25 protein-coding genes and 2 pseudogenes are annotated in these 25,585 nt (G+C 51.5%); 12 read left to right on the top strand and 15 right to left on the bottom strand.

The window, feature by feature from the left end; genetic code table 11:
* Window positions 1-7: 7 nt before the first annotated feature.
* Window positions 8-1,384: a pyridoxal-phosphate dependent enzyme gene (locus ACSEMK_RS03770; protein ID WP_435336316.1), complete on the bottom strand. Its 1,377-nt coding sequence runs from the start codon at window positions 1,382-1,384 to the stop codon at window positions 8-10.
* A gap of 95 nt (window positions 1,385-1,479) precedes the next feature.
* Here ACSEMK_RS03770 and ACSEMK_RS03765 point away from each other — a divergent pair, with 95 nt between their 5' ends.
* The gene (locus tag ACSEMK_RS03765) at window positions 1,480-1,653 is read left to right on the top strand and encodes a hypothetical protein (RefSeq protein ID WP_213794067.1); all 174 of its coding nucleotides are present in this window, start codon (window positions 1,480-1,482) and stop codon (window positions 1,651-1,653) included.
* Between the two features lie 83 nt (window positions 1,654-1,736).
* Window positions 1,737-2,222: an E3 ubiquitin--protein ligase gene (locus tag ACSEMK_RS03760; RefSeq protein WP_213316046.1), complete on the top strand. Its 486-nt coding sequence runs from the start codon at window positions 1,737-1,739 to the stop codon at window positions 2,220-2,222.
* Between the two features lie 50 nt (window positions 2,223-2,272).
* On the opposite strand, the gene ACSEMK_RS03755 is transcribed toward ACSEMK_RS03760, so the two are convergent.
* Window positions 2,273-3,607, bottom strand: coding sequence for a gluconate:H+ symporter (locus tag ACSEMK_RS03755; RefSeq protein ID WP_316423879.1), 1,335 nt, complete (start codon window positions 3,605-3,607; stop codon window positions 2,273-2,275).
* 69 nt (window positions 3,608-3,676) lie between these two features.
* A complete protein-coding gene (uxuA, locus tag ACSEMK_RS03750; protein WP_316423880.1) occupies window positions 3,677-4,747 on the bottom strand; it encodes a mannonate dehydratase in 1,071 nt (356 codons plus the stop codon).
* Between the two features lie 260 nt (window positions 4,748-5,007).
* Here uxuA and ACSEMK_RS03745 point away from each other — a divergent pair, with 260 nt between their 5' ends.
* A complete protein-coding gene (locus tag ACSEMK_RS03745; RefSeq protein WP_002903230.1) occupies window positions 5,008-5,166 on the top strand; it encodes a YqaE/Pmp3 family membrane protein in 159 nt (52 codons plus the stop codon).
* 54 nt (window positions 5,167-5,220) lie between these two features.
* On the opposite strand, the gene ACSEMK_RS03740 is transcribed toward ACSEMK_RS03745, so the two are convergent.
* The 4 genes from ACSEMK_RS03740 to ACSEMK_RS03725 all read right to left on the bottom strand — a co-directional run bounded on the left by ACSEMK_RS03740 (window position 5,221) and on the right by ACSEMK_RS03725 (window position 8,864).
* Window positions 5,221-6,321, bottom strand: coding sequence for an NADH:flavin oxidoreductase/NADH oxidase (locus tag ACSEMK_RS03740; RefSeq protein WP_087860745.1), 1,101 nt, complete (start codon window positions 6,319-6,321; stop codon window positions 5,221-5,223).
* 118 nt (window positions 6,322-6,439) lie between these two features.
* Window positions 6,440-8,053 (bottom strand): FAD-NAD(P)-binding protein, encoded by a 1,614-nt coding sequence (locus ACSEMK_RS03735; RefSeq protein ID WP_430915173.1) that lies wholly within the window; start codon window positions 8,051-8,053, stop codon window positions 6,440-6,442.
* 71 nt (window positions 8,054-8,124) lie between these two features.
* Window positions 8,125-8,610, bottom strand: a complete 486-nt coding sequence (locus ACSEMK_RS03730; RefSeq protein ID WP_087860747.1) for a GNAT family N-acetyltransferase — start codon at window positions 8,608-8,610, stop codon at window positions 8,125-8,127.
* Window positions 8,598-8,864, bottom strand: coding sequence for a DUF1778 domain-containing protein (locus tag ACSEMK_RS03725; RefSeq protein WP_015705366.1), 267 nt, complete (start codon window positions 8,862-8,864; stop codon window positions 8,598-8,600). The genes ACSEMK_RS03730 and ACSEMK_RS03725 overlap by 13 nt, the downstream gene beginning before the upstream one ends.
* A gap of 272 nt (window positions 8,865-9,136) precedes the next feature.
* Here ACSEMK_RS03725 and ACSEMK_RS03720 point away from each other — a divergent pair, with 272 nt between their 5' ends.
* Window positions 9,137-10,372 (top strand): MFS transporter, encoded by a 1,236-nt coding sequence (locus ACSEMK_RS03720; protein ID WP_047067471.1) that lies wholly within the window; start codon window positions 9,137-9,139, stop codon window positions 10,370-10,372.
* Window positions 10,373-10,415: 43 nt separating this feature from the next.
* Here the strand turns inward: ACSEMK_RS03720 and ACSEMK_RS03715 are convergent, their stop codons facing one another.
* The 6 genes from ACSEMK_RS03715 to surE form a co-directional block, all read right to left on the bottom strand.
* The gene (locus ACSEMK_RS03715) at window positions 10,416-10,913 is read right to left on the bottom strand and encodes a GlcG/HbpS family heme-binding protein (RefSeq protein WP_430915172.1); all 498 of its coding nucleotides are present in this window, start codon (window positions 10,911-10,913) and stop codon (window positions 10,416-10,418) included.
* A gap of 95 nt (window positions 10,914-11,008) precedes the next feature.
* Entirely contained in the window at window positions 11,009-11,626 is a 618-nt protein-coding gene (locus ACSEMK_RS03710) for a response regulator transcription factor (protein ID WP_430915171.1), read from the bottom strand.
* Entirely contained in the window at window positions 11,626-12,945 is a 1,320-nt protein-coding gene (locus ACSEMK_RS03705) for a sensor histidine kinase (protein ID WP_430915170.1), read from the bottom strand. Before ACSEMK_RS03705 ends, ACSEMK_RS03710 begins: the two co-directional genes overlap by 1 nt.
* On the bottom strand, window positions 12,942-13,529 hold the full coding sequence (locus tag ACSEMK_RS03700; RefSeq protein ID WP_430915169.1) for a hypothetical protein: 588 nt from the start codon (window positions 13,527-13,529) through the stop codon (window positions 12,942-12,944). The genes ACSEMK_RS03705 and ACSEMK_RS03700 overlap by 4 nt, the downstream gene beginning before the upstream one ends.
* A 21-nt stretch (window positions 13,530-13,550) precedes the next feature.
* The gene (locus tag ACSEMK_RS03695; RefSeq protein WP_430915168.1) at window positions 13,551-14,504 is read right to left on the bottom strand and encodes a hypothetical protein; all 954 of its coding nucleotides are present in this window, start codon (window positions 14,502-14,504) and stop codon (window positions 13,551-13,553) included.
* A 276-nt stretch (window positions 14,505-14,780) separates the two neighbouring features.
* Window positions 14,781-15,650, bottom strand: coding sequence for a 5'/3'-nucleotidase SurE (surE, locus tag ACSEMK_RS03690; protein ID WP_430915222.1), 870 nt, complete (start codon window positions 15,648-15,650; stop codon window positions 14,781-14,783).
* Between the two features lie 360 nt (window positions 15,651-16,010).
* On the opposite strand from surE, the gene ACSEMK_RS03685 reads away from it, so the two are divergent.
* From ACSEMK_RS03685 to ACSEMK_RS03670, 4 genes and pseudogenes are all read left to right on the top strand, one after another.
* Entirely contained in the window at window positions 16,011-16,808 is a 798-nt protein-coding gene (locus ACSEMK_RS03685; protein WP_430915167.1) for a histidine phosphatase family protein, read from the top strand.
* Between the two features lie 61 nt (window positions 16,809-16,869).
* Window positions 16,870-17,832: pseudogene (locus ACSEMK_RS03680) on the top strand (OprD family outer membrane porin); the annotation flags it as partial.
* A gap of 194 nt (window positions 17,833-18,026) precedes the next feature.
* Window positions 18,027-18,143, top strand: a pseudogene (locus tag ACSEMK_RS03675) (hypothetical protein); the annotation flags it as partial.
* A gap of 48 nt (window positions 18,144-18,191) precedes the next feature.
* Window positions 18,192-18,644, top strand: coding sequence for a nuclear transport factor 2 family protein (locus ACSEMK_RS03670; protein WP_113373393.1), 453 nt, complete (start codon window positions 18,192-18,194; stop codon window positions 18,642-18,644).
* 119 nt (window positions 18,645-18,763) lie between these two features.
* Here ACSEMK_RS03670 and ACSEMK_RS03665 read toward each other — a convergent pair whose 3' ends face one another.
* Window positions 18,764-19,240: a hypothetical protein gene (locus tag ACSEMK_RS03665; RefSeq protein ID WP_271032506.1), complete on the bottom strand. Its 477-nt coding sequence runs from the start codon at window positions 19,238-19,240 to the stop codon at window positions 18,764-18,766.
* Entirely contained in the window at window positions 19,237-19,992 is a 756-nt protein-coding gene (locus ACSEMK_RS03660) for a winged helix-turn-helix domain-containing protein (protein ID WP_430915166.1), read from the bottom strand. Before ACSEMK_RS03660 ends, ACSEMK_RS03665 begins: the two co-directional genes overlap by 4 nt.
* 300 nt (window positions 19,993-20,292) lie before the next feature.
* Here ACSEMK_RS03660 and ACSEMK_RS03655 point away from each other — a divergent pair, with 300 nt between their 5' ends.
* From ACSEMK_RS03655 to ACSEMK_RS03640, 4 genes are all read left to right on the top strand, one after another.
* Complete coding sequence (locus tag ACSEMK_RS03655; protein ID WP_213316065.1) at window positions 20,293-21,042, top strand: fimbrial protein; 750 nt, start codon at window positions 20,293-20,295, stop codon at window positions 21,040-21,042.
* A gap of 76 nt (window positions 21,043-21,118) precedes the next feature.
* Window positions 21,119-21,625 (top strand): CS1 type fimbrial major subunit, encoded by a 507-nt coding sequence (locus tag ACSEMK_RS03650; RefSeq protein WP_087860770.1) that lies wholly within the window; start codon window positions 21,119-21,121, stop codon window positions 21,623-21,625.
* Window positions 21,626-21,699: 74 nt separating this feature from the next.
* Window positions 21,700-24,417 carry a TcfC E-set like domain-containing protein gene (locus ACSEMK_RS03645; protein WP_435336315.1) on the top strand — a complete coding sequence of 906 codons (2,718 nt, stop codon included), beginning with the start codon at window positions 21,700-21,702 and terminating at the stop codon, window positions 24,415-24,417.
* Between the two features lies 1 nt (window position 24,418).
* Window positions 24,419-25,576 carry a CfaE/CblD family pilus tip adhesin gene (locus ACSEMK_RS03640; RefSeq protein ID WP_430915164.1) on the top strand — a complete coding sequence of 386 codons (1,158 nt, stop codon included), beginning with the start codon at window positions 24,419-24,421 and terminating at the stop codon, window positions 25,574-25,576.
* The last annotated feature ends 9 nt before the right edge of the window (window positions 25,577-25,585 follow it).

The raw sequence follows: 25,585 nt of genomic DNA, 5'->3' as shown, positions 1-25,585 counted from the left end.
TCGTTCCTTATTGTTCCAGTCGGTTACGCCAGGTGGTCAGGACGTCGCTACGGGTGATCAGGCCGATAAACCGATCGTTATCGGTGACAACCACGACATGTCCACGGTCGAAGATATCTTTAAGCGCGCTTTCCGGGGCGTGCTTATCCAGGGTTTCGACATGGCGGGTCATCGCCTCCCTGACCGGCAGCGCGAAACGCCGGCTGTCGCCCTGGACGTGGCTTATCAGATCCCATTCATCGACGATGCCCACCACATGACCGTTTTCCAGCACCGGCAACTGGGAGAAATCGTACAGGCGCATACGCGCAAGGACGGCAGCCAGCGTATCGTCGGGCGCGGCGGTGACGGTTGCGCCTTCGTCATGACGCAGGGCGATAAAATCGCTAAGATCGCCGCGCGTCGGGCGGCTTAGCAGACCTTGCTGGCGCATCCAGTCGTCGTTGAACATTTTCGACAGGTATTTGTTGCCGCTATCGCAGGCAAAGGTCACCACCCGCTTAACGGTGGACTGCGCCTGGCAGTAGCGCAGGGCTGCTGTCAGCAGGGTGCCCGTTGACGATCCGGCGAGGATACCTTCCACTTGCAGCAGCTGCCGGGCGGTGGCGAACGCTTCACGATCGGTCACGCGCCATGCTTTGCGTACTTTCTCCAGATGGGCGAGCGGGGGAATAAAATCTTCGCCGATCCCCTCCACCAGCCAGGAGCCGGTTTCACCGTATTGCCCGGTCTCTACCTGGTCCGCCAGAATTGAACCAGCTGGATCGGCAAGAATAAATTCGGTTTTCGGCGAATGTTGCGCAAACCACGCCTGCAAACCGCCCAGGGTACCGCCTGAGCCGACACCGACCACGATGGCGTCAATATCGCCATCGAGCTGCTCAAACAGCTCCGGCGCGGTAGTGGTGGCATGAGCTAACGGGTTGGCTTCATTGTTGAACTGGTCAATATAAAACGCGCCCGGCGTTTCCTCCGCCAGACGGCGGGCGTAGTCCTGATAATAGGCGGGATGACCTTTGTTGACGTCCGAGCGGGTTAACTGCACGGTGGCGCCGAGCGCACGCAGATGGAAAATTTTCTCGCGGCTCATTTTGTCCGGCACCACCAGGATCAGTTTGTAGCCTTTCTGCGCGGCAATCAGCGCCAGCCCCAGCCCGGTATTACCGGCAGTGGCTTCAATGATGGTGCCGCCGGGGCGCAGTTTTCCCTGGCGCTCGGCTTCATTAATCATCGACAACGCCACGCGATCCTTTATCGAACCGCCGGGATTTTGGTTTTCCAGTTTCAGGAACAGGCTGCACGGGCCGGTATCCAGTTTATGCAGTTGTAACAGCGGGGTATGACCAATCAGGTCGCTTACAGAGTGAAAGAGTGACATAACCATTTACCCATTCGTATCGAGATAGCTGAATGGTAGAACTGTAAAAACGGCATTTTAAAGAACATAAATCTGCTGTTTAGCGCAAAATGGAATATAAGATGCTTTTTAGCCATCCAGAAGGAAAGCAGGTTATCCGCCCGGGCGTATTGATTGCTGGAATAGTGGTTTTTTGTCTTGTTTTTAAGCAAATTAGCCGCCGTCGTTGGCTGATCTATGCATTTTCCGGCAAAGCATTACTGAAAATTATCGATAGCTTGACTCTCCAGGCATAGCGATTATAAATAAATTGACTATGCCGATACGGCAAGGCTATGACCGTCACTGGATTACCACCTGGACCGATAAGGGAATACTGATGAAACTGTGGAATAAAACGCTGATTACCTCTGCATTGTGCCTGGCGTTGTTTGGCTGCGATGACTCATCGAAAGTCGACAATAAACTGGATCAGGCCAAAGATAACGCGGAACAAATTAAAGATGCGGCCGCCGATAAAGCGCGGGCCATTAAGCAAGAAGCGGATAAGCAGATCGACGACATCAAAACGCAGGCCAATAATGAAGCGGATAGCCTGAAAAACCAGGCCAGCAGTATTAAATCTGAAGCTGACAAGAAAGCTGACGCGATTGCCCAGGATGCGAAAAATAAAGCGGATGCGGTAAAACAGGATGCGCAGCAAAAAAGCGATGCGATCATGAAAGAGGCGGGAAAAATTAAAGATAACGCTATCGTTGAAGCCAACCAGCTTTCCGCTGATGCCGCCAATAAAACCAAAGAAATAAAAGAGAGTATCGCGCCGGAGCAAGCGCCAGCGCAGCAGGCGCCGGCCAGCCAGCAGTAATATACTGGACTGCTACCGCGGCGATACCATTCTCGCCGCGGTGTATTTTATCAGGAAATAAACAGACTCAGTAATAACACCATCAACAGACCCACCACCGAGTTGATTAGCTCCAGTAAGCCCCAGGTCTTAAAGGTATCGCGCATCGAGATACCAAACGTTTCCTTAAATAGCAGAAACCCGCCGTCATACATCAAAGTAATGGTATTGCTACCGCAGGCCACCGCCAGGCACATCAGCGCTGGATTAAGATGAAATGCGGTAACCATTGGCGAAACAATCCCGGCTGAAGTAATTGCCGCCACGGCGCCCTGGCCGGTAAGAATACGAATAATAGCCGTAATCAGCCAGGCGATGATAAACGGCGACAGCGGGACGTGGCTCATCATCGTGACGATATGGTCGCCGACGCCGGAATCGATAATAACCTGTTTAAGAATGCCGCCGGCGCTGATGACGAACAGGACGTTGGCAATTCTGGCGACCGAATCCGTTACGCAGTGGTTAACCTGAACAGCGTTCATACCGCGGCGGCAGCCAAGCAGCCAGATTGCGGCGCCGGTCGCCAGCAGCATGCTAATTTCCGCGCTACCGAGGAACTGGAAGAATTTTGCCGCAGAAGAGGCCGCGCCAAACAGCGACTGAATCAGAGAAGACGCAATCATTAATATCGCGGGGATCAGCGGAATGGCAATGCTGACCGCAAACGACGGCAGCGCCTCGGCAGGTTTCTCCTCCTGCGGTTTAATCATGGCATTCAGCTTCATCTCGCGGATACCTGGAAGCCAGGCGGGTAACAGGATCCCCGCACAGAACAGCGCCGGGACTATCACGATAATGCCGTACAGATAAACCTGAACAATATCCGCCTGGAAGGCACTGACTAATGCAACCGGCCCCGGCTGTGGCGGAAATAAACTATGGCCCATGGTGGCGCCGACGACCGTCGGTATAACCAGTTTCATCCACGGGATATTGGCTTTGCTGGCGATGTTGAGAACCAGCGGCATGGCAATCAAAAACGCCACTTCATAAAACATGGCGATGCCGAAGATGACGCCGATAAACATCAAGCCGACCGCCAGATAACGGGTACCGCAACGTCTGATTACCGTATCGGCAATCTGCTGGCTGGCACCGGATTCGGTCATAAATTTGCCGATGATAGCGCCGAATATAATGATCAGCGCCAGGTGTCCCATTATTCCGCCCAGTCCTTGCTGAACCATCGAGACGATTTTATCGAGGGGCACACCTTCCATAATGGCGACAAACAGGCCGGCAATTAATAAGGCGAAAATATTGTGAACTTTGTATTTCAGATTCATGATGACCAGTAGCGCAATACCGACCACCACCCATAGCAGTGCCAGGGCTGGAGACATGGCATCCTCCCAACAGAGATTTTATTATTTTCAGTGCCGGAGAGCTCCGGCACCAGGGTGACGAGCGGATCAGGCGTGCTGGTTTTCCAGCGCTTCCCATAATCCCAGTAGGTAAGTGGCGCCGAGCGCGCGATCGTATAAACCGTATCCCGGACGGCCGGTTTCTCCCCAGATAAAACGGCCATGATCGGGACGAATATAGCCGTCGAAGCCGTTGTCGTGCAGCGCCTGCATCACCCGGTACATATCGAGCGAGCCGTAGCGGGTAGGGTGCGCCGATTCGTAGAAATCTTTGTCTTTTATGATTTTAATATTTCTGACATGAGCGAAATGAATGCGCCCGCGCTGGCTGAATTCCGCGAGGATTTGATAAACGTTATTTTGCGGCTCCTCGGCAATAGAGCCGGTACATAAGGTAATACCGTTTGCCGGTGAATCCACCGCGCGACACAACCAGTCGAGATCGTCGCGGTTTTTAATAATGCGCGGCAGACCAAAAATAGAGTACGGCGGATCGTCAGGATGAATGGCCATTTTCACGCCGACCTCTTCGCAGACCGGGATAATTTTCTCCAGGAAATAGAGCAGATTTTCTCGCAGTTTGTCGTCATCGACCGCTTTATAGCTGTCGAATAGCGTCTGTACCTGCGCTAAACGTTCGGGCTCCCAGCCCGGCAGGGCATAGCCGTTGGCGTTGCTGAGCACTTCCGTAACGACCTGTTCCAGCGTTTTATCGATGCCGGCTTTTTCAAAAGCCATCGTCAGCGACCCGTCCGCCAGCCGGTAGTTCATGTCGGTTTTCATCCAGTCGAAAACCGGCATAAAGTTGTAGCAAATGACCTTAACGCCAAATGCGGCGAGGTTACGGATAGTTTGCTGATAGTTGGCGATATAGCGATCGCGCTCCGGCAGCCCGATTTTAATCGCGTCGTGAATATTCACGCTTTCGATAACTTCCATCGTCAGGCCGTTAGCGTGGGCCTGCTCGACTAACGCCTTAATTTTCTCCCGTGGCCAGACTTCGCCAACCGGAACGTCGTACAGCGCGCCGACCACACCTTCCACCCCCGGAACCTGACGGATCTGCTCAAGAGTGACTTTATCTTCGTCTGGTCCAAACCAGCGCATCGTCATTTGCATGAAAACTTTTCCTTACCGCGTTGTTTATAGTCTACTACCATACAAGCTAGATTAAGGATAACGACAATGCGGTGAGGGGGACATGATCGAACTCACAAAACCATACATCGGATGAATTGCACTCGCTGACGCAATACTCATTACAAGATGCGTAAAATCGGGTAAAAGGGGCGGCTAACGTGGCGGCATCAGGTAGAATAACTATGCTTAGAGACGAGGTCTCTTTTTTAAGTCGTTAATTTTGTTTGTATGGAGAGTGTATGGGTTTCTGGAGAATCGTATTTACTATCATCCTGCCGCCGCTTGGCGTACTGCTGGGTAAAGGTTTCGGCTGGGCATTCATTCTGAATATAATTCTGACCTTGCTGGGCTACATTCCTGGTCTCATCCACGCGTTCTGGGTACAAACCCGCGATTAACCCTGCCGTAATCTAGCGGCGCTGATGCGCCGCTATCATTCATATCGTTAAGCTTCAGCGATTAGCTTTTAATGTGCCTTTCAGCCCATGCGGTTCTGAACGCAGGTATTGCGGCGGCACGCTAACCTGGGCCCCCAGAGCCGCCGCAGCCTGCCACGGCCAGTGTGGGTTGTAGAGCGCTGCGCGGGCGATGGCAATCAGATCGGCGTCGCCGTTTTGCAGTGCATCTTCAGCCTGCTGCGGTTCGGTAATTAACCCTACGCCAATGACCGGAACGTTAACCTGCTGGCGGATTTCATGGGCGAACGGTAATTGATAGCCAGGACCGACCTGAATCGCCTGCTGCGGCGACAACCCGCCGCTGGAGACGTGAATATAGTCGCAACCCAGTGCTTCAAGCTGCTGACTAAAGACGATGGATTGCGCGGTATCCCAACCGCCGTCTACCCAGTCTGTCGCCGAAAGTCGCACGCCGACGGCGATATTTTCGCTGACCGCCTCCCGTATTGCCTGGAAAACCTCCAGCGGGAAACGTAAGCGGTTTTCCAGTGAACCGCCGTATTCATCTGTACGCTGGTTGCTCAACGGAGAGAGGAACTGATGCAGCAGGTAGCCGTGCGCGGCATGCAGTTCTATCAGTTCAATTCCCAGGCGTTCGGCGCGCCGCGCGCTATCAACAAAGGCTTGCTTAAGCCGCGCCAGATCGTCATGGCTCAGCGCTTTTGGCGCCCGGTCGCCGTCATGAAATGCCAGCGCGGATGGGGCGACGGTTTGCCAGCCGCCGTTATCCAGCGTCAGCTGACCGCCGCCAAGCCAGGGTGCAGCGACGGAGGCTTTGCGCCCGGCATGTCCCAGCTGGATACCGATGCGGGTTGTTGAATAGGCGCGAACATCTTCCAGCACTCGGTACAGGGCGGCTTCGGTTTCATCGTCCCACAAGCCGACGTCCGCCGGGGAAATGCGGCCCGCAGGCTCGACGGCGCTGGCTTCAATAATCACCAAACCGGCGCCGGAAAAAGCCAGCTGTCCGAGATGAATGCGGTGCCAGGCGGTCGCCTTGCCGTTTTCGGCGGAATACTGACACATCGGGGCGATGACAATACGGTTTTCCAGCTCCAGTTTACCAATGCGCGCAGGGCTAAATAGTTGACTCATATGTACCTCGTAAGAGTTGTGCTGCCTGATAACCTTTAGTTGTAACATGCCTGAATGACGGCCTCTTTTCCGTTGTTGCGCTTAAGAGGCTGTTAGTTGTTAATCGCATGCTAATGGATCACCAATCATGACTGAACCACAGCTTACGCCGATGTCCGCTGGCCTGCTGTGAAACCGCTCTGGCCATTGCGGCGCCGATCTCCGCGCTGGCGACGAGCCCCTGAACGAAAGGACGGTCATGCATCAGCCACGGCAGCGCGCCGAAGGCAATGCGGCCGCGAGCGCACGCTGGCGCCTGCAGGGTGTAGTCATCACCGATATCCGGGATTTCATCACCGCAGGCGAGAAGCTGCTGGCGCAGCGTCGGGAAAGGGATGTCTTTACTCTTCAGCGCCTTTTGGCCTCTGGCGTCAATAAAGACGTCAAATTCGCTGCGTTGGTTATGGTGGTGGATGACCGTCAGCTGTGGTTGAACCTCCAGTTGATAATCGGACCCCAGCGGCAAAATACTAATAACCCCGGCCTCCCGTAACGCCAGCAGACGGCGAATCGATTCCGACGGAATGGCCGCGTAATTATCGATAAATATCCGGGCGAGCCCTGTTTTAAAGCGTTCACGGTCGCGTTCATCAAGATGCGGCGTAATCGTCTCAATGACTTCATGCAGACGAAGAATGGTATACCGCCACGGCACGGTATGCTGTTGCTGTTTATTGCGTTCCACTTCCTGCAAATTGACATGTGCCCAGGCGAAGGGATCGTGTCGTTTTCTATCGATAAACCAGGCGTCGCTGAACGTATCCGCGGTCAACTGGCGCAAGCCTATCTGCCTGCACCATTGCGGCGCGGCGAGCTCCAGCTCTTTGACGATAAGCTGGAATACGCGATCCAGCAATCCCTCGCTCCCCTCAGCGATGGCCGCTTCCAGCGCCTGATGGGTGACTATCTCCAGCGGTTCATAGGGGATGGGGCAGTAGAAATCGGCCTCGGGCAGAATGCCATTTCGCGACATCAGTGTGATGTGGAGTTTATGGCTCGCGTCATTCAGCCGAAAATGGACGCTCTCATCGGCGTCAGCCGAAAAATGGCCATGCTGAATGACGACGGCGACGGCGGCATCAATACCGCTGAGTGAAGTTCCCATGATACCGACCCGACACGGCGCGATCTGCGCCTGCATCAGACCGCTCCAGGGGCTGGGATAATATTCGCGGGGGGAATCATCGTCCTGCGGCCAGAGATGTCCGGTGGCGATAACGGCAAAATCCGCGCGTTCCGCTGTGGGCGCATGGTTAACCCACAGTTTGACGCCATCCTGTTCCGCCTGGAGATCGGTCACCTCGCAGGACTCGCGCACGCTAACGTTGAAACCCGCTAACCTTGCTTTCTCCAACACCGCCAGGAACCGATCGCGATAATAGTCGCCGAGGATCACGCGCGGTAAAAATTGCCGCTCATGTAAGGCCTCACGCTCAATGCCATGCCGGGTGAGCCAGTCTTCGCTCTGATTTTGTAGCCACGTCAGATAGGTAATATTGATGGGGGGAATTTCGATACTGGCGATATTCGCCAGCATTTGCGCTGAGTTATGCTCATCGTTATAAGGCATTCCGACGCCAGCCTCTTCACCCTGCTCGTAGAGCACTATCTCCAGCGGCTCACCCCGTTCAACCAGGGAATGAAAAGTATAGATCCCGGTCGGCCCAACGCCGACAATCGCCACTTTCTTCATCGTTATCCTTCCTTTGGTGTGATTCCCGAACTGAAAGGTAAGTGTGGTAGAGAAAATGACGAAAGGTGGAGTTATTTAGGCAACGCGAGGAAAAGAGTGCGTTCCTGGGTGGTTGAGGCTTTAAATCCGTGGTGTAGATAGAATCGTTTCGCGCTATCGGTCAGGGCATGGACCATCAGGGCACGTACGCCAACATTTTCGGCAACGCGATAACTGCGTAACAGCGCATCATGGAGTAGATCAGCCCCCAGCCCCTGTCCGTGAAAAGCGCAGTCGATCGCCAGGCGGGCGAGAATGATGACCGGGATAGGATCGGGCATATTACGCCGCAGGCCGCCAGTGGCTTCCGTGTGATTAACGCTGCCGGTTGCCAACGAATAAAACCCCACCACCTGGTGGCTATCTTCCTTGCAGACCACGAAGGTTCTCGCGGCGCCCTGAGCCTGGTTTTTCATTCCTCGCTGTTTTAGCCATTGATCGAGAACCGTTTCTCCGCAACAAAATTCCGCAATCTGATGGTATGAGGATAGCGGTGCAGGCGCGCTTACTTTTCCCATTGCGGCTTTCTCGCCAGCAATTTATCGAGAGCGGGGTTAGCTTCAACCGGCGCATCCAGCATGTCGATAAATTCGGCGTATTGCTCATCGCTTAAGTTAAACACCCGACGGTCGAGAATAACGTTTTCTGCCGCCTGGCAGGCCATCTCAAGGATAAAGTCGGTCCGCGATTTGTGCAGAATTTCAGCGGCCGCATCAATCAGCGCCCGCTGGGACTCCTTCGCCCGGATGTTGAGTTGGATATCTGATTTCATCTTCTTTTCCTGTATAGCAATTGGTATACAGCTCATTGTAGAACAGCCGTATATCAAATGCTATACATTCTGCCAGCGCGGAATATCAGGGGACATATACTTAATTTGAAACAAATTAGCATGCTAATTAACTTGCGGCCATACGATTATTGGGTGTATTTAACATATGGGTAACTTAAGAAACTTTACATTTACATATGCAGTTGGCCCTGCATGTTCATTCGGGTAGCTGCTACATCTCCAGGCCGCTGTGCCAGGATAGGGATAACACGATGTTAGGCTGGACTTCACTACAGCGCAATGCCGCCATTGCCAGCTTCTTAAGCTGGACACTTGATGCCTTCGATTTTTTCCTCCTTGTATTCTTACTGAGTGACATTGCCCAGACGTTTCACGTTGGGCTGGAAAAGGTCACGCTGGCGATATTACTGACGCTTGCCGTACGGCCTATCGGCGCGCTCATTTTTGGACGGCTCGCCGAGAAATATGGCCGTAAGCCGATCTTGATGTTGAATATCATCTTCTTTTCGATATTCGAGCTGCTGTCTGCCGCGGCGCCCTCATTAACAATTTTTCTGGTTTTAAGAGTGCTATATGGCGTGGCGATGGGCGGTATTTGGGGCGTGGCGTCGTCGCTGTCAATGGAAACTATCCCGGACCGTTCCCGCGGGCTAATGTCGGGAATTTTCCAGGCCGGTTATCCGTTTGGCTATCTGATTGCCGCCGTCGCTTATGGGCTGCTATTTGATTTACTCGGCTGGCGCGGGATGTTTGTTATCGGCGCAGCGCCTATTTTGCTGCTGCCGTTTATCTGGTTTTGCGTGCAGGAGTCACCGGTATGGCTAGCGTCACGGGCGAAAAAGGAGAGCACGGCGCTACTGCCGGTACTGAAAACGCACTGGAAATTGTGCTGTTATCTGGTGGTACTGATGGCGGCGTTCAACTTCTTCTCCCACGGCACCCAGGATCTGTATCCGGTATTTTTGAAAGTGCAGCATGGCTTTGATCCGAAAACGATCAGTATTATTGCGGTCACTTACAATATTGCGTCGATCATCGGCGGGGTGCTGTTCGGTTCGCTTTCCGAGAAGATTGGCCGTAAAAAGGCCATTATTACCGCCTCGCTGCTGGCGCTACCGGTTATCCCGCTGTGGGCATTCGCTAGCGGTTCACTGATGCTGGGAATCGGCGCATTCCTGATGCAGTTTATGGTTCAGGGCGCCTGGGGCGTGGTCCCGACCTATCTAAATGAACTGGTTCCCGCGAATACCCGGGCGGTGCTGCCGGGCTTTGTGTATCAACTGGGTAATCTTATCGCTTCGGTTAATGCGACTTTACAGGCGACGATTGCGGAACACCATGGACAGAACTATGGGCTGGCGATGGCAATCGTTGCCGGTACGGTGGCGATCATTATCGCGATACTGACCTTCTTTGGTCAAGAAAGTCGGGCGAAGAAGATAAGTGGGGCGGTTGAGCAAAACGCCATGCAGCATGTGAGTCGGTAACACGCTATGGCAAAGCGGGTAGCAATAGTCTACCCGCTTTGGGTTAGCCCTGGTTAAGTTCGCCTTCGATAGATTTCAACCCGGCCATCGCGCAAGCTTCGTCGAAATTTCCCCCCGGCGCGCCGCCGACGCCAACCGCGCCAATGACCTGATCTCCCATCTTAACCGGCACTCCGCCAGCTAACAGCAGGAAGTCTGGTATATCACGCAGGTTCGCGGCCCCAGCGTTAGACTGAGAACCTTTCATGACATTGCTGGTGGCATTTTTAGTGGTTAGCGCGGTGAACGCTTTCATACGGCTCGCTTCGACGGTGTGCGGGCCGGCATTATCCATTCTCTTCATTAATAGCGGCGTACCGGCACGGTCGACCACAGTAACGGCGACGTTGTAGCTGTCTTTGGCGCAGGACTGTAGCGTGCTTTGCGTGATTTTATCCGCGAGCTCCACTGACAAATTTTTCTGGCTGAGAACGCCCGTGGCGGCGCTTGCGGTAGTGACCAGGCTGCCGAGCAGGATGGCGCTTAGAAGGATACGTTTCATAGTGATGCTCCGTCGTGTTGAGTGGCGATAGGGCAATACTAGAGGGCAGGGAGCATGGCGACTATTGCCGCGAATACCGAACGTACCAGGTATTTTTACTTAGACGCGCTGGCGACATCAGCGTAAATCTTCAACAGTTTGGGCAGCGAGTTAACTTCAAGCTTGCTAAAAATATTGGCGCGATGCGCTTCGACGGTACGCGGCGAGAGTGAACATATACGGGCAATTTCTTTACTGGAGTAGCCCTGGATCAGCTGATGGAGCATTTCATGCTCGCGTGCGGTTAGGGTGGCGAGTTTTTCCTGCAGCGGCAGTAATTTCTGTTGTTGTTCGAGGTGCGCGCTTTGCTGCGCCATCGCTTCGCCAACCACTTCGAATAACAGGTCGGCATCAATGGGTTTGGTTAAAAATTCAAATGCGCCATTTTTGAAGGCGCGACGGCATAAATCAATATTACCGTGTCCGGTCATAATAATAACCGGTAAGGTTAGACCTAACTGGCGCCACTCATCGAGCAGCGTCAACCCGGTTTTCCCCGGCATGCGAATATCCAGCAGCATACAACCGGTTAATTCGGCGAGATTCCCTGCCTGATGTTGAAAAGCGTGTGCGCTATCAAACGCCTGCGTCTGCCAGCCAACGGTTGAGAGCAGCAGACTTAATGAATCGCGTATTGCCGCATCGTCATCAATTAACCAGATATACTGCTCCATTACTTCTCCTCATTACGCAGCGGAAACCATAACCGGAAGCAGGCGCCTTGTCCGGTGATATTGCTCGCTTCTATCGTGCCATTAAGACGCTGAACAAGGGTATCCGCAAGTGCCATGCCGAGTCCAACGCCATCAGTACGGGTGGTATAAAACGGTATAAATACCTGCTCCAGCGCTTCAGACGATAACCCTGGTCCGCCATCAGTAAGAGTTAAGGCGATACCGTTATTGACTCGCTCAGCTTGCAGATGGATCCAAGCGCTACCTGGGGCATTTGCGCTTTGCGCCTGAATGGCATTGCTCACGATATTATGCAGAATTTGCTCTACCCATAGCGGCGGCGCTGGAAGCGCGGGTAGGTTCGACGGAAAATGGCTCGAGACGCGAACTTTCCCCGCGCTGATCTCGTTATCAAGCAATTCGCAAACGCGTAGCCACAGAGACGGAAGGTCCACCGGCTGATATTCGGCGCGCTTACTAGTGAGCTTGAGACGAAACTGGCTGAGCAGGGCGTCAATGCGTTTTATCTGCAACACTGAGGCCTCAAGCAGTTCGGGGATCTTTACGGGATCGTTTTTTTTAATCAGGCGCACTGCCGCCTGGTTATAGCTCATGATGGCGGTTAAAGGTTGATTAAGCTCATGCACGATACCAGCGGCCAGCTCGCCCATGGTGTTAAGGCGAGTGAGTTCGCCATAGCGAGAGCGTAAATCGGCGATATCCCGTCGGCGTTTATTGGTTCGATACTGATTAACAAGATAGATAATCACCGCCCAGAACAGGGCCGGTGAAAGCATCAGCCACCACGGCAGTTGATGCCATTGCGGGTTATCACCTGCGCTAATTAGCAGAGGTTGTGTTGGGCTGGCGACAGTTTTCTCCCAACGCCACCAGGTGTTGGCAGAGGCGGTACCTTCCTCAAACAACGTGGTACCGTCCCAACGAATGGCAAGATGTTTGAATGTCTTTTTCTCATTGAGACTGTTAAGTAGGGTGTTCAAATCAATCAGCAGGGAGATGCCCGGAAGATTCAGCCAGTAGCGTGCGGGGCTTTGCGCGACGATAGGGCGTCGCGGCTCCAGGGAATCATAGCGGCGCCATTGCACGATCTGCGGCAGGATCTGCTGGACTTCGGCGGCATTTTGACCGGCCGGAAGCAGGGGAATGATGGCATCGTGCTGCGACACCTTTACCGTGATTTCTCGATACAGGATGCGGAAGTCGGCGGAGCGCGCGTCATATTGCTGTTGAAGAAACCAGGCGCCAAGCCCCGTTGCGCTTAGCAGTGTGAGTATGAGCCAGCAGAGGATTTTTATCATACTGTGTTTTGTACATGATGTTTTAATTGCCAGCGCCAAACTCGATTATGTAAATAAAATGCTGAGGTTTTTACAAACAGAGCGCTGTTAATGAGTTTGATGCTCCCAGCGCTAAACAATACACCAACCAAAGCGCTTATAAGCAAACCGGCATGCCCACCAAATATGAATACCGAAATGAATGCGTAAATAAGATTTCCCGCGGCGAGCGCGGCGGTCAGGAAAATCAGGCCCAGATAAAACTTAAGCGCGGCCAGAAAACCTCGAGAGAACAGCGTCATCGACGGGAAGATCAGCAGACAGTAGAGTAAACCTGTGGGGATGATACCAGCAAAAACAGCATACGCGGGCCAGGAAAACCACTGAAAGATGGCTCCCCAAAGCGTTAGCTGCGGCATAGCAAAACTTATTACGCTTAACAGCGCGCTTAAAATAAAAGGCACGCCAGCCGTATGCAAACCGACAGGGGTTCCCATACGCTCCATCAAGTACATTTTCGCGGACTCTAACTGCTTAGCATCCTGCTCCTTTATCCTTTGCTCAACGATGGTGCCCAGTTTGAGACTGTCATTAATATATTTCATTATGCCGAGTGCTTTAACTATCTAAAATGAGAACGACTGTATAACGCCGATGACGTACTTACCGGATTGCGACACATTTTGCGGATGGCGTATTGTTCCGGTGAGCGCGCTCCCCGCGAAGGCTGAGGTATTAATAACCGCATTCGTTAATTCGCGCTGCAAAGAACGCTGTATTGCCTCAGACGGGAAACGCTTAGGGTAAAGCTGCGCCTGCATGGCCGCCTTAATTCCACCGTTAGAAATTCCTGGATTTTGGGCGCGGATGATTTCTTCTGTAATACGCTTACGTTCGGCCCGGCTCAGACTTTTGAGCCAGTTTATCGCCCCGGAGGAGGAACTGGCTTTCATTAATTTATATGTTGCAATGGTACTTTTTAAACCCGCCCCAGCGCCAGCTAAAGAAACGATATCCAAGGCTGTTGAGGTTGCGGTATACCAGTCCTGGCTGTCAAGCCAGGCAATATCCTCCTCATGGCCGATACCGATAGCTAACAGACGTCCGCTACCGATAAAACACTGTAAACCGGTAGCCACACCACCTGCAGTGATCATTGCTGCCACCACGCCTGAGGCTCCGGCGGTGAGGGGGATGGCCGCGCCAGCTCCAAGCGCTAAAAAGACAGTGACCACGGCAGCGCCGCAGGCTATAGCCGTGGAGGTAATTTCATTAGCTAGCGACGGTGCTTGTAGCGTTTTGATCGTGGCTTTTGCGGCATTGTGCGGCGTCGAAGATGCAATTTTTGTCACGATAACATGGCTAACGCAACTTTGGTTTGGTGTGGCGATTCTACGTGAAGGGCGCACAAGCCAGCGATTCATTCCGTCGGAATAGATTATCCCGGCTTGAGAGAAATCACGGGAGCAGTCCAGTTGTGCGGCCAGCGCGGTAAAATCAAAATCACTCCCAGAGGCTAGTCCCAGGCTACGAGCAAACCCATAGTCGGGCAGATTTGAAGAATGTGCGGGGAAGGTCATGAGCTGCTCGCTACGTGAATTGTGGAATTATAGAAAAATGAGGTTAGATGTTAAAAAAAACATAAACAACCAGGAATAGTCCGAAACAGACTAACTTTTGAACTCAATCAAGTATTTACCTGATATTGAAGCGGTACGCGTCGTACAGTACGGATGAGGGCTTAAGCAATATAATTAGGCGGTGATGAAAAATTGAAAACATCGCCTGCCAGCGATTTAGTGTGTCGCCGGCAGGAACGAAGTGGATGGTACAAAGTTGTGAAATAAACTGGTGAATTATTTATTCAGCAGTTCTTCATATTGCGCCTGAAATTGCGGCGCGTTCATTGCCCCATCAAAGAGGCTATAGGTGATATAACCTTTATTAAGCCAGCCGGAATCGGTGTCATTCTCTACTGTCTTTAATGATTCCGGATTGATGGTTTGTTTAGCGCGTCCATCAGGTAAAATATCATAACCAATCTGTGGGGTAGGGAACATCTCATTTTCGATATAGTGTACACCTTTAATTTTTGATTTTGGCAGCGGCGGATAGTTAATGCTTAAGCCCGATCCTTTAGGCACTAAAGGTGAACCAGGAACATGATTACGATTCAGCGTCTCAACAACCTCAACAACATAATCCACCGCATCAGGCCAATATTTATGTGTGCTTGGCCATTTATTCTTCATTTCATCTTCGGTAAAGATATACCCAATGCTGGCCGCAATCGCCGGCAAACCATAACGTACAGCCCTGGCTGCCGCACTTACCGTCCCTGAATTGACCTGAGCCATTCCGGTATTAGGGCCATCGTTGACACCAGAGATAACCAGGTCCGGCTGATTATTAGTGAGTAGTCCCCGTAAGCCAAAATCAACCGCATCGGCGGGTGTGCCCGGGAAACAGTAGCGTTTATCAGCAGCCTTCTTTACATCAAAGATTTTACCCGTTTTGAATGTAATGGCCGAACCGATGCCGCTCTGATTGGTGGCTGGAGCAACCATCCACACCTCAAAACCTTTTTGCATGAGTTTTTCCTGAAGCGAAATACTGCCCGGGGATTCGCAACCATCGTCGTTGACAATCAAAATTTTTAGCGGCGCGGCGCTTGCGGTAAAGGCGAATGCAGAGACCAGCGCAACGGCAATACATGACTTGTTTATCGTAACTCCTGTTATTCATGAGGGTAACTAAAATGCAAAAAAAAACCTAAGGCCGCTCCTGCAACGAGTACAGAAACGGCCTTAGGTTTTGCCTGAAACAGTAACAACCCCAAGAGAATTTAAAATACGTACTGCAGATATTAACGTCCAGATGGGAATACGGTTGATATGAGGAGGATCACATTTACATAAATCATCGTTATAGATTAAGTGCAATTCAAAAGCATTAGTGATAGGGTCCGTAATAGCTGGATTGTTACTGTATCAACAGGCAAAACCTACGTTTTCTTCTCCACCTGCATGCCAGGGCGCTGAAGAGTACGTAGGTTTTTTTTTGGCTATGAAAAAGGATTCTTTAAAATGAAAAAATTATATCTGGGTGTCTTAATGGCAGTTGCTGCCATTACCAGCCCACTGCTGATGGCGAACACTAACGATAAAAATGACCAGCAGGAGGTCATCAATATTTATTTTGCGCGCCATGGGAAAACGCTGCTTAATTCGTTTGACCGCGTGCAAGGTTGGATTGATTCCCCATTGACCAAGGATGGGGTGCAGGTTGCTCAATATTTAGGTGAGGGACTCAAAGGGATAAAGTTTGATCGTTATTATTCCAGCGATGCCGGACGGCAGCGCGAAACTATGGCAGTGATACTTAAACAGGCTGGCGTAACGGATTATCATTTAACAGAAATGACAGGCCTGCGAGAGGCGTTTTTTGGTGGTTTTGAAGGCGGTTATAATGTCGATATGGCCAATGCAGGCGCACACGCACTTGGAATGACGGACAGTGAAGCGCTTATTAAGGCGATGAAAGCAGGCACGCTCTCGGTAAGGGAAAGTCAGAACGCGCTGGCCAAGTCCGATCCAAAACAGCTAGCGGAAGACTATGAGCAAGTAAAAGTGCGGACACAAGCTGCGCTGGCAACTATGGTAGAAAATGCCCAAAAAGAGGGTGATAAAAATATTCTGGCCATTTCTTCAGGTACCGCGATTCAGATAATGATTTCCGATCTGACGGACGACCCGGCCAAAAATCTGCCATTGTCGAATGCTGCGGTGGTGAAAATCACTTATCACGATGGTAAATACAGTGTGCCAGAAATTGGCACCATGAAATACGTTGAAGCAGGCAAGGTTTCACTAAACCATAAATAATCTGACAGTTTAGTTTTCCGCCATAAATATGCTATGGCGGATCTTTTCTCAGGAAATAAAAATGTTTAAAAATATAACTGCCGCGTTAATAGCGTGCGGGCTGGTTACGCCTGTATGGGCCGCTACAGACGCTATTTTTGAAGATCCTTTTTTTACTGACTCACAGCTCACTGTCTCTGCAAAGAATTACTGGAAATATCTTAAGGAGGAAAATGCCAATCCTAAACATGTACACAACGCCTGGGGGCAGGGATTTTCAGCAGAATACCAGTCTGGTTATTTATCCGATATTATCGGCTTCGATGTATCATATTATAGTGCGATAAAGTTGGGCGCCAGCGACTATTTCAACTCCCGCGGCGTGCTTTATAATAATGGTACAGGTAACAAAAAAAGCAACGCCGAAGGGTATTCAAAGTTCGGCCAACGTAACGTGAAGCTTAACTACACGCTTTCTGGGGCTCAGTTAAACGCACGCTGGGGATGGCAGATGCTGAAAAATTATGGCGTTATTTCAACGTCCAACCGGCTTTCTCCAACAACGTATTCCGGCGTAAGCAGTGCTGTAAGCTACGGCCCATTTACCATAAGAGGGGCCTGGCTTGAAAATTCCATGGATAGAAACTCACCAGATAAAAAGCGATTTCAGACTAATACCGGTGAATATATTAGCCACCTGGCAAGCGGAGAAATTCTTTGGCGGGGGAAAAATTTTGATGCACAGTATGCTTATGGTGAGAGTAAAAACTACCTGCAACGGCACCTGCTGTTTACGCAGTTTCGACCTGATACGCAGCTAACGATAGGCACTCAGGTATACGGCACCCATGCCATGGAAAGTTACCGCGCAATGCCTGCGAGCAAACGGGATTTTGACAATAATGCCTGGCATTTTGCGCTGGATGCGACCTGGAAAGGTGAACGCTGGAATAGCAAAATGGGTGTAGGCTACACCAATGCTAAAAAAACAGGTGAAGTCGGGTTTTATCCACGCCACATGAGCAAAAATTCCCGGGGAACATTTAGTTTGATTGGATAGCTACGAGAACGGAACAAGCACAGGCCAGCAAGAACCACAGTAATGCACAACGTTAAACACCGTTATCCGCCGCACGCCATGTAAGTGCGCATAATGTATATTATGTTAAATTCATTTAATCACACGTACCGATGTCCTCATCAGCCTATGACCTAACGATTTGAACCACCCCTTCTTAATTGAACAAGCAACTTGATCTAAACGAGTCGATGCCGCAAATTCAAGATGCCATTTTGTTCAGAAAGAATTACCTCAATCAACTACCAACCCAACTGGCTGTTAAGTTCGTTGGGAGTCACCTGTCAGGCCTGGCACCTGACATCAAAACCATCGCAGGAGGATCAATGCTGAAAAAACCTATCGTTGCCCTTTCATTGTTTTTCGCTCTGACGCCCGCCGTTTTTGCGGGCAATAGTGAAAGTGAACTGTTGAATAAAAAGAATGTAATTGATTTTTATAATAAAGCTTTGAACGATAAAGACTTCTCCGCCGCCAGGCCATATCTCGGGGATCGTTATGTACAGCATAACCCGATGGCAAAAGATGGCGTGGAAGGCTTCGAGCAGTTTATCGCTTTTCTGAAGAGTAAATATCCCGACTCGCACAGCGAAATTAAGCAGGCGTTTGTCGACGGAGATAACGTGATCTTGCACGTTGAAGTGACCGGTCGTGAACCTGGCGTTACGCGGGCTATCGTGGATATCTTCCGCCTTAACGAACAGCACAAAATCGTTGAACATTGGGATGTTACCCAAAACGTCCCGCCAAAAACCGCCAGCGGCAACGGCATGTTCTAAAATCCGGGCTGAATCCTTCTGCTAACGCTCTCGCTTTCCCTTATTCTCGCCCTTCCCTTGTCGGCAGATTCTCTGTGCGTAAAAGGAGAATACCACCGGTATTCTCCTTCGTTTATGCGTTAATCACCCCGGCATATATAAGTGGGATAATGTCGGTCCTGGATCAGCCACACCGATGGCGAAACCTCGGAGATGGTCAGATAGTAACGCGCGGTTGGATTGGCGAAGCTTCCCCATTGCTCATCCGGCGTGTTGTCATTGTGCCTGCGCCAGGTTTTGGTGTAGCTCAATACCACCACTTTATCATCCTCCCGCCGCGACCAGACAAAATCGACGTCTCTGTCGACGATCATGCTCTGGCCATTTGCCCAGGCTGCTCCTTTATAGGCTGTCAGGCCAGTGCCGTCGCGGTGAAAATAGAACTGAGCAACGGTATTAACCCGCACTTCACTGGCCTTACCTTCGTTGCGCGTAAAATTAAACACTGTACTGCAGGCCAGTACATCCTGCTTACCAACACCGGTGGAACAATAATAAAGCGCCAGTGCGCCACCTAACAGAAAAATACTGAGGCCGCCGATGAGTTTAATTTTCATTTCTCAGCCCCGCTTTTATAACGAATGGTTTTACACAAACTGTCTTTATTGACCGGGCATGCGCCGATAAACACTTCATCCGCTGCGACAAGGGAAAAACGAGCGCTGAAATAATAGACGCTGTACTCTTCTCGCTGGCACGCCACGTTGTTTTTATCCAGCAACGCGGCTAATTTAGATAGCACCAGCGGTCGCCCATGATCGTTAATAAGCCAGATGCTACATTTTGCAATTTTTTGCTCAATGGGCTTTAGCTTTAGCGGAGTCGTTATATTCTGCTGCTGGCGAATAATTATACCAATGCCGAATACCGACGCTAATAATGCCGTAAATACCAGCCACCATTTCAGACGCGGTCGCTGCTGCCACTTTTCAGTTTTTTGTGTCTTCGGTTGAGGTTCGCTGACGTAATTGTTTTGCGCAGGTTGAAAAATAACATCCGCATCAAACCGAAAACCATATCGCGGTATGGTCACAATCAATTCATGATGTTCTCCCAACGCCTGGAAACTTTTGCGTAACTCACTTATCGCTTTGTTGAGATTATTTCCCGAGGGCGTAAAACCAAACTCTTGCCATACGCGGGTAATCAACTCCTCACGGCTGAGTTCGCTTCCTTTATGACGAATAAACTCCTGTAACAGACGCACGGCGGGTGCCGAAAGCGTTAATACGGATTCAGGTTGTCCAACAACACTTATTGTGTGAGCTTCAGGATCAAATAACAACGAATTGTTGCATATAAAAAACATATTTCACTCTCATCTGTTGCCGCTTGCTTTTAATCCTTGTAACAGCAGGCAAGAAAACCCTTCTGAATTAGCTTATTTTTTCATCAGTGGGAATTTTCTTAAGCCCTTTAGGATTTGGCATTTTCTTTTAACTATACAACTTTAAAGCCCGGATTGCAGGATAAAGAACTGTATTTTTTGAGTTAACTAATACAAATTTTCACAACCCGCTGTTCCGGTTAAAGTTTCCCTGTCCTGAAGCGATACGAAAGCAGACGGTGTCGTGGTGTTAAAGTCGTACATGAACTCAGAGCAGGCAGAATGAATGTGAAAGTAAAAAACAGAGCAAACAAGTCCACTGCGCTTTATCTCGCTGCCCTGTCGATGTCATTTTTCGCAGAAATGACACAGGCCAATATGAGCGTTTACCCGATGGAACTTAACGTCGACAGTTCCGGGACGGCCCAAATCAGAGTGGCCTCTAAAAGCGATGATATTCAGTTCATTCGGGTGAGGCAAAAGAAAATTCTTAATCCGGGTACGCCACAGGAAAAAGAAGTTGAGATGGCAGCCTGGAAAGACGGAGGCGTTGTCGTCACTCCTGAAAAATTTGCTTTAGCGGCAGGTGCATTACGTATCGTGAGGCTGGTATCTCTGACGCCGCCTGAAAAAGAGAGTACCTGGCGCGTTTATTTTGAAGGTGTAAAACAGCCGGATAGCATTCTGCCCGTACCATCCGCGGGAACGCCGGCTTCGGCCAAACTCGGCGTTAACGTTATCTGGGGAGCATTGGTACATTTGGCGCCGGAAAAGCCGCTGGTTTCCCTGCGAATAAATCCCGCGTCAGGAACATTAAAAAATGATGGCACGTTGCGGGTACCGTTGAAAGAAATTGGCGCATGCGATGTTAATGATAAATGCCAATGGTTTAAAGAAGACGCGACCATTTATCCTGACACTGAGCGAAAGTTAAAAGTGCTCGCTAAGGCTCGCGGCCAAAAATATAAATTCCGCTATTTCAACTGGATTAATAAAACAGCTGAAGAAGCAGACTTACCCGTCGTGCAATAACACGACATCACTGTCAAAACCACGAGTGGTTTGTTTAAAGAGCTAATGGAGCTCGTTTATAAATATGGAGATATCAATGAAGAAGTATATTAAACCTCTGATGATCGTTGCTGCGATGTCTACTGCGTTCAGCGCAATGGCTATTCAGAAGGATATTACGGTTAATGCCAACGTCGATTCCCAGTTGGATATGACCCAAGCCGATAATACGCCGTTACCAGCCAGCATCGATATGCAATATCTGCCGGGCCGTGGGCTGGAAAGCTACCGTCTCAATACCAAAATCTGGTCGAACTCAGCCACCAGCAACGTAAAAGTCCGTCTGGTTAGCGCCGCGAATCTGACCAATGCCGAGGGCGCCGAGACGGTACCGATGACCGTAAAACTGGGCGATAAAACCCTGAACACCACCGATGCAGAATTTACCGGCAGCGAACTTTTCCCGGGCAGCGTTGAAAACGGTTCTGCGGTCCTGCCGCTGACCATCTCTCAGACCACCAAAGGCATTCTGAAAACTGGTCAGTACAGCGGCGTGGTCAGCCTGATGCTGACTCAGGCGACTACCGCGGAAGGCGGCGCGTAACTCCATAATACGTATAAGGAAGTACATCAGAGGGCGCCTGCCCTCTGATGTCAGGATGACGTCGAGGCTCGTTCATGGCTTTTCACAGAAATGCTCTTCTTTTTGTCGTTTTGTTACCCGCTTCCGTTCAATTAGCCAGCGCTAGTATCGTCGTACCTGCGGGTTTTGAAGATCTGGCGAAAACGCAGCGCCTGTGGACGGAAGTCAGTCTGTATGGCGCGTCGCTCGGACTGTTTGAAGCCGATATTACGCTTGAAACGGTCACCTTTGTGGCGCCGGAAACGCTTGTCGCGGCAATTAAACGTCAGTTCAACGATGATCCTGCCTTGATCGCCTCTGTGACCGGCGCCCTTTCCTCTCCGCTTGCGCGTAACGGCAATCTCGCCTGCAGCAGCAATGGTTCCGCGCCGGGTTGCGATTTTATCGACACCAAAAGCGTGGCCCTGATTTATGACGAGAACAACGCGCGCATAAACCTGTTTTTCGACAGGCAGTATCTACCCAAACAAACGGCGGAAAATCAGTGGTATCAGCCTACGCGCAATACTGAAAATGCGTTGATCCACCAGCAAAATATCAATTTCGTGGCCGACGAAAACTATCAGTCGATGACCGTGCAGGGAAATGGCGCGCTGGCCATGACTGAGGACGGGTATTTTAACCTCGACTGGACCTGGCTTGGGCAGCGCTCTCGCCATCAACAGCAGCAGGAGATCACGGTCAACAACGCCTGGTTCCGTCAGGATCTGTGGCATGAATATTACGTGCAGTTAGGGGAAATGGATACGCGCGATCTCTTCAGCGCGGCGGGCGGCAATATCAACCTCAGCCAGTTACCGCTTGGAAAAATTCGCGGGCTGCGTACCGGCTCGACGCGAGCGTGGATCAACCCCGTTCAGCAGTCCAGTGGAACGCCCATTACGGTGCTGCTTTCCCATGACGCGCGTATCGACGCCCGCCGAGGCAATCAACTGCTGGCCAGTTTTTATCTTAATGCCGGGGCGCAAACCCTGGACACCCGTTCGTTTCCGGACGGGAGCTATACCGTGACGCTGGCGATTTATGAAAACAACCGCCTGACCCGCACCGAGCAGGTTCCGTTTACCCGCACCGGCATCACGCCATTCGACCGCGTCGAGTGGTTTATGCAGGCCGGTGAAACCGATAACGACGATATGAGCGACGAACGCAGCGCCGTGGCGCAAGCGGGCATTCGCCTGCCGGTGACATCTACGCTTGCGGTCACCAGCGGCGCAACGGTGAAAAAGAACCAGCGTTTTGTGGAAAGCGCCGTCGACTGGAGCCGCGGATTCAATACCGGCCCCATTGATGGGGTACTCAGCACACGCTTTAGCTACCTTTATGGCAGCCAGGGCCAACGCGGCAATATCCAGCAAATCAGCTATAACGATGGCTTTTCACTGAGCTTTTATCGCAATGCCTTATCGGCCGACAACTGTAATTCCAACAGTACCGGATTTGACGCGGTGAATGGTTGCTACCGAAGCCTTTCGGTGATGTTCTCCGTTCCTGTCGGCTCGTGGTATGCCAACCTGGGTTATTCCGATAACCGCAATGAAGGCCGTTATGTCTCGCGGCGTGAATTACCGAATAATGACGATCGGCGCGACGACGGTTTGCCCTGGGAATCGGTGTATATGACCCGCTCCCGTTCGCAGGCATGGCAGGCCGGGCTTAGCAACGCGTTCAGCACCCGCGGATTGAATATCAACAGCAGCATAAACCTGTTTATGCGTAACGATCATTCTGGTGATGGTAAGGATAAAGGCGGCTTCCTCAGCGTAAGCCTGTCGCTGGCACATAATCGTCAGGACGATGCCTCCAGCTACACCTCGGTGGGAGCCACGTGGCAACAGCAGAAGCATGAAAAAAATCAGCTCAACTATAACGTCGCGCACAACTGGTACACCGACGCGCGCGGTGAAAATGAGTATGGTCTCAACGCATCCGGGATTAATAGCGACTCGCTGAATACTTCAGCCTATACCCGTCAGGGCGGCCGATTTGGTAACGGAAGTTTGACCGTCAGCGATTCGTGGGATCGCCAGGATCATCGCCACCGGTTCAGCAGCAGCGGAAACTACAGTTCTACGCTGGCGTTATCTCGTTCCGGCCTGTGGTTTGGCCGCTGGGGTGACGGACGCCCGGCGTCAGCCATTGCGGTCAACGTCGCCACACCGGAAGCGACTCCTGATTCTCGCATAGCTGTATCGCTTGATAACAGCGGTAGCGCCGATATCCCGGCAAACGCCCGTGCGTTGTTCGCCCTGCCCGGCTATCAGCAAACCACGCTGACTATTAATGAGTCGACGGACATTTCCCACGGCGCCAACAGTGAAATCACGCAGGGCTCAGGAAGCAGAACGGTATTTATGGTGCCAGGAAAAATGCTGCACAGAGAGGTGCAAACCACCACGCGTTACACCTGGCTTGGCCAGTTGACCGATGAACAACATACGCCGTTTATCGGCGGTATGCCGCTTAACGTCAGCGGCTGGAGCGATTTGGGTAACGGCGGCTTTAGCGCGGAAAGCGACAGCCTGATCCAGTCGCTCTACCTGGTAAAACAGCAGCAGTTTTACCAGTGTGCGCTGAAGGTGAAGACCATGCGTGACGTCGTGCGCTATGTCGGCACGGTGACCTGCGAAGAACTGACTTATTCCGCGTTACCGGAAACCGTGCAGCAGCAGGCGCAATTACTGCTGGCTGGCCGTACGCCGGCGGTCAGCCCAACGGCGATGAATAACTCTACTCTCTCTACAGGAAAATGATGTGATAACGCGTCTTTTGATTTTACTGCTCGCCAGCATCTGTTTTGCCGAGGCTCAGGCCGGTAGTCCTGCCGGCAGAAATACCAGCGTGGCGTTTGCTTTCGATCGCCAGTCTCCGCCTGCCCGGATGGATATCTGGCTGCACGAATCCGGCGGTTATGATACGAGCGATCCGCAAAAATGGGGACGAAATACCCTGACCTGTCAGTCACGTACCGATACAACCTATGGTGCCTGCATGACCGCGCCGGTATGGTTTCCTGCGAACCCGGCCGCGCCGTATCCGATAAATCTGCGCTTTACCCACGCAATAACCAACAAGACGGTGGATGTAAAAGTCTATGGTGAACACCACATGTTCATTAATAACAAAACCTTTGTTTTCGCCAGCTACGTAACGGGCGGAACAGTAGATGCGTCAGCCTGGAACAGTGCGCCGTACTTCGATTTTTACATCGTTCGGAGCGAATTAAATAAACTCGATCAGGCCGGGATCTGGACGGCTACGCTGAAGCAGGATTTGCGCGAATGGGGAAGCGCCAGCTGCGGCGGTGACTTCAATAACGTCAATATTGGTTGTCCGGGTTATCTCACCATCGCTAAATGGCAGGCTAACCTGCGTATTGAGGTGGTCGACCCGGGCAATCAGCAGATTTATTTACCGGCATTTCCGCACTCCACGCCGGTGGTGAACCTCAACCTCACCAATTTCCCCGGCAGACCCGGCGGCAGTGAAATTAAGGGCGAAAACTCGTTGGATATGTGCCTCTATGATGGCAACAACAGCACCAGTTCGCGGGCGTTTCTACGCTTTGAAGACGATGAGCTTGACGCGACCGGGCGTGCCGAAGGGGCATTCTCCATCCGGCGGCGAGGGGGCAGCCAGACAGACCCAAGAGATCGTCTCGATTATCAGGTGCTGGTGACCAACCCGACCACCGGCGCAACTGAAGTTGCCGCTAACGGTAAGACGTTAGTCTGGGAGGGCACCAATAATCGCCGCTATTTGCGCCAGGTGGTATTGCCGGGCGGCCGCGAAAGCGTGTTATGCATCCCGGCCCCCATTACCCTGAAGACCCCCGCCTTTGCCGCCAGCAGCAAAAACGCGGGTGACTATACCGGTACGTTACGCGTTATCTATACCCCCAGTACGTTATAAAGAGGCTAC

It is taken from the genome of Klebsiella sp. K-3, from assembly GCF_051207495.1.
GTDB lineage: Bacteria > Pseudomonadota > Gammaproteobacteria > Enterobacterales > Enterobacteriaceae > Klebsiella > Klebsiella aerogenes.
The sequence above is the reverse complement of the archived record's forward strand: the minus strand, read 5'-3'. Positions and strand labels throughout refer to the sequence as shown.

What these genes read in the sequence shown, in the direction of transcription:
- ACSEMK_RS03655 (WP_213316065.1), top strand. Translation starts at nt 20,293, where the DNA reads ATGAATGTGAAAGTAAAAAACAGAGCAAACAAGTCCACTGCGCTTTAT.
- ACSEMK_RS03645 (WP_435336315.1), top strand. Translation starts at nt 21,700, where the DNA reads ATGGCTTTTCACAGAAATGCTCTTCTTTTTGTCGTTTTGTTACCCGCT.
- ACSEMK_RS03740 (WP_087860745.1), bottom strand. Translation starts at nt 6,321, where the DNA reads ATGAGTCAACTATTTAGCCCTGCGCGCATTGGTAAACTGGAGCTGGAA.
- ACSEMK_RS03670 (WP_113373393.1), top strand. Translation starts at nt 18,192, where the DNA reads ATGCTGAAAAAACCTATCGTTGCCCTTTCATTGTTTTTCGCTCTGACG.
- ACSEMK_RS03710 (WP_430915171.1), bottom strand. Translation starts at nt 11,626, where the DNA reads ATGGAGCAGTATATCTGGTTAATTGATGACGATGCGGCAATACGCGAT.
- ACSEMK_RS03765 (WP_213794067.1), top strand. Translation starts at nt 1,480, where the DNA reads ATGCTTTTTAGCCATCCAGAAGGAAAGCAGGTTATCCGCCCGGGCGTA.
- ACSEMK_RS03720 (WP_047067471.1), top strand. Translation starts at nt 9,137, where the DNA reads ATGTTAGGCTGGACTTCACTACAGCGCAATGCCGCCATTGCCAGCTTC.
- ACSEMK_RS03715 (WP_430915172.1), bottom strand. Translation starts at nt 10,913, where the DNA reads ATGAAACGTATCCTTCTAAGCGCCATCCTGCTCGGCAGCCTGGTCACT.
- ACSEMK_RS03705 (WP_430915170.1), bottom strand. Translation starts at nt 12,945, where the DNA reads ATGATAAAAATCCTCTGCTGGCTCATACTCACACTGCTAAGCGCAACG.
- ACSEMK_RS03665 (WP_271032506.1), bottom strand. Translation starts at nt 19,240, where the DNA reads ATGAAAATTAAACTCATCGGCGGCCTCAGTATTTTTCTGTTAGGTGGC.
- ACSEMK_RS03695 (WP_430915168.1), bottom strand. Translation starts at nt 14,504, where the DNA reads ATGACCTTCCCCGCACATTCTTCAAATCTGCCCGACTATGGGTTTGCT.
- ACSEMK_RS03760 (WP_213316046.1), top strand. Translation starts at nt 1,737, where the DNA reads ATGAAACTGTGGAATAAAACGCTGATTACCTCTGCATTGTGCCTGGCG.
- ACSEMK_RS03725 (WP_015705366.1), bottom strand. Translation starts at nt 8,864, where the DNA reads ATGAAATCAGATATCCAACTCAACATCCGGGCGAAGGAGTCCCAGCGG.
- ACSEMK_RS03770 (WP_435336316.1), bottom strand. Translation starts at nt 1,384, where the DNA reads ATGGTTATGTCACTCTTTCACTCTGTAAGCGACCTGATTGGTCATACC.
- ACSEMK_RS03745 (WP_002903230.1), top strand. Translation starts at nt 5,008, where the DNA reads ATGGGTTTCTGGAGAATCGTATTTACTATCATCCTGCCGCCGCTTGGC.
- ACSEMK_RS03650 (WP_087860770.1), top strand. Translation starts at nt 21,119, where the DNA reads ATGAAGAAGTATATTAAACCTCTGATGATCGTTGCTGCGATGTCTACT.
- ACSEMK_RS03735 (WP_430915173.1), bottom strand. Translation starts at nt 8,053, where the DNA reads ATGAAGAAAGTGGCGATTGTCGGCGTTGGGCCGACCGGGATCTATACT.
- ACSEMK_RS03700 (WP_430915169.1), bottom strand. Translation starts at nt 13,529, where the DNA reads ATGAAATATATTAATGACAGTCTCAAACTGGGCACCATCGTTGAGCAA.
- ACSEMK_RS03755 (WP_316423879.1), bottom strand. Translation starts at nt 3,607, where the DNA reads ATGTCTCCAGCCCTGGCACTGCTATGGGTGGTGGTCGGTATTGCGCTA.
- ACSEMK_RS03660 (WP_430915166.1), bottom strand. Translation starts at nt 19,992, where the DNA reads ATGTTTTTTATATGCAACAATTCGTTGTTATTTGATCCTGAAGCTCAC.
- ACSEMK_RS03685 (WP_430915167.1), top strand. Translation starts at nt 16,011, where the DNA reads ATGAAAAAATTATATCTGGGTGTCTTAATGGCAGTTGCTGCCATTACC.
- uxuA (WP_316423880.1), bottom strand. Translation starts at nt 4,747, where the DNA reads ATGCAAATGACGATGCGCTGGTTTGGACCAGACGAAGATAAAGTCACT.
- ACSEMK_RS03730 (WP_087860747.1), bottom strand. Translation starts at nt 8,610, where the DNA reads ATGGGAAAAGTAAGCGCGCCTGCACCGCTATCCTCATACCATCAGATT.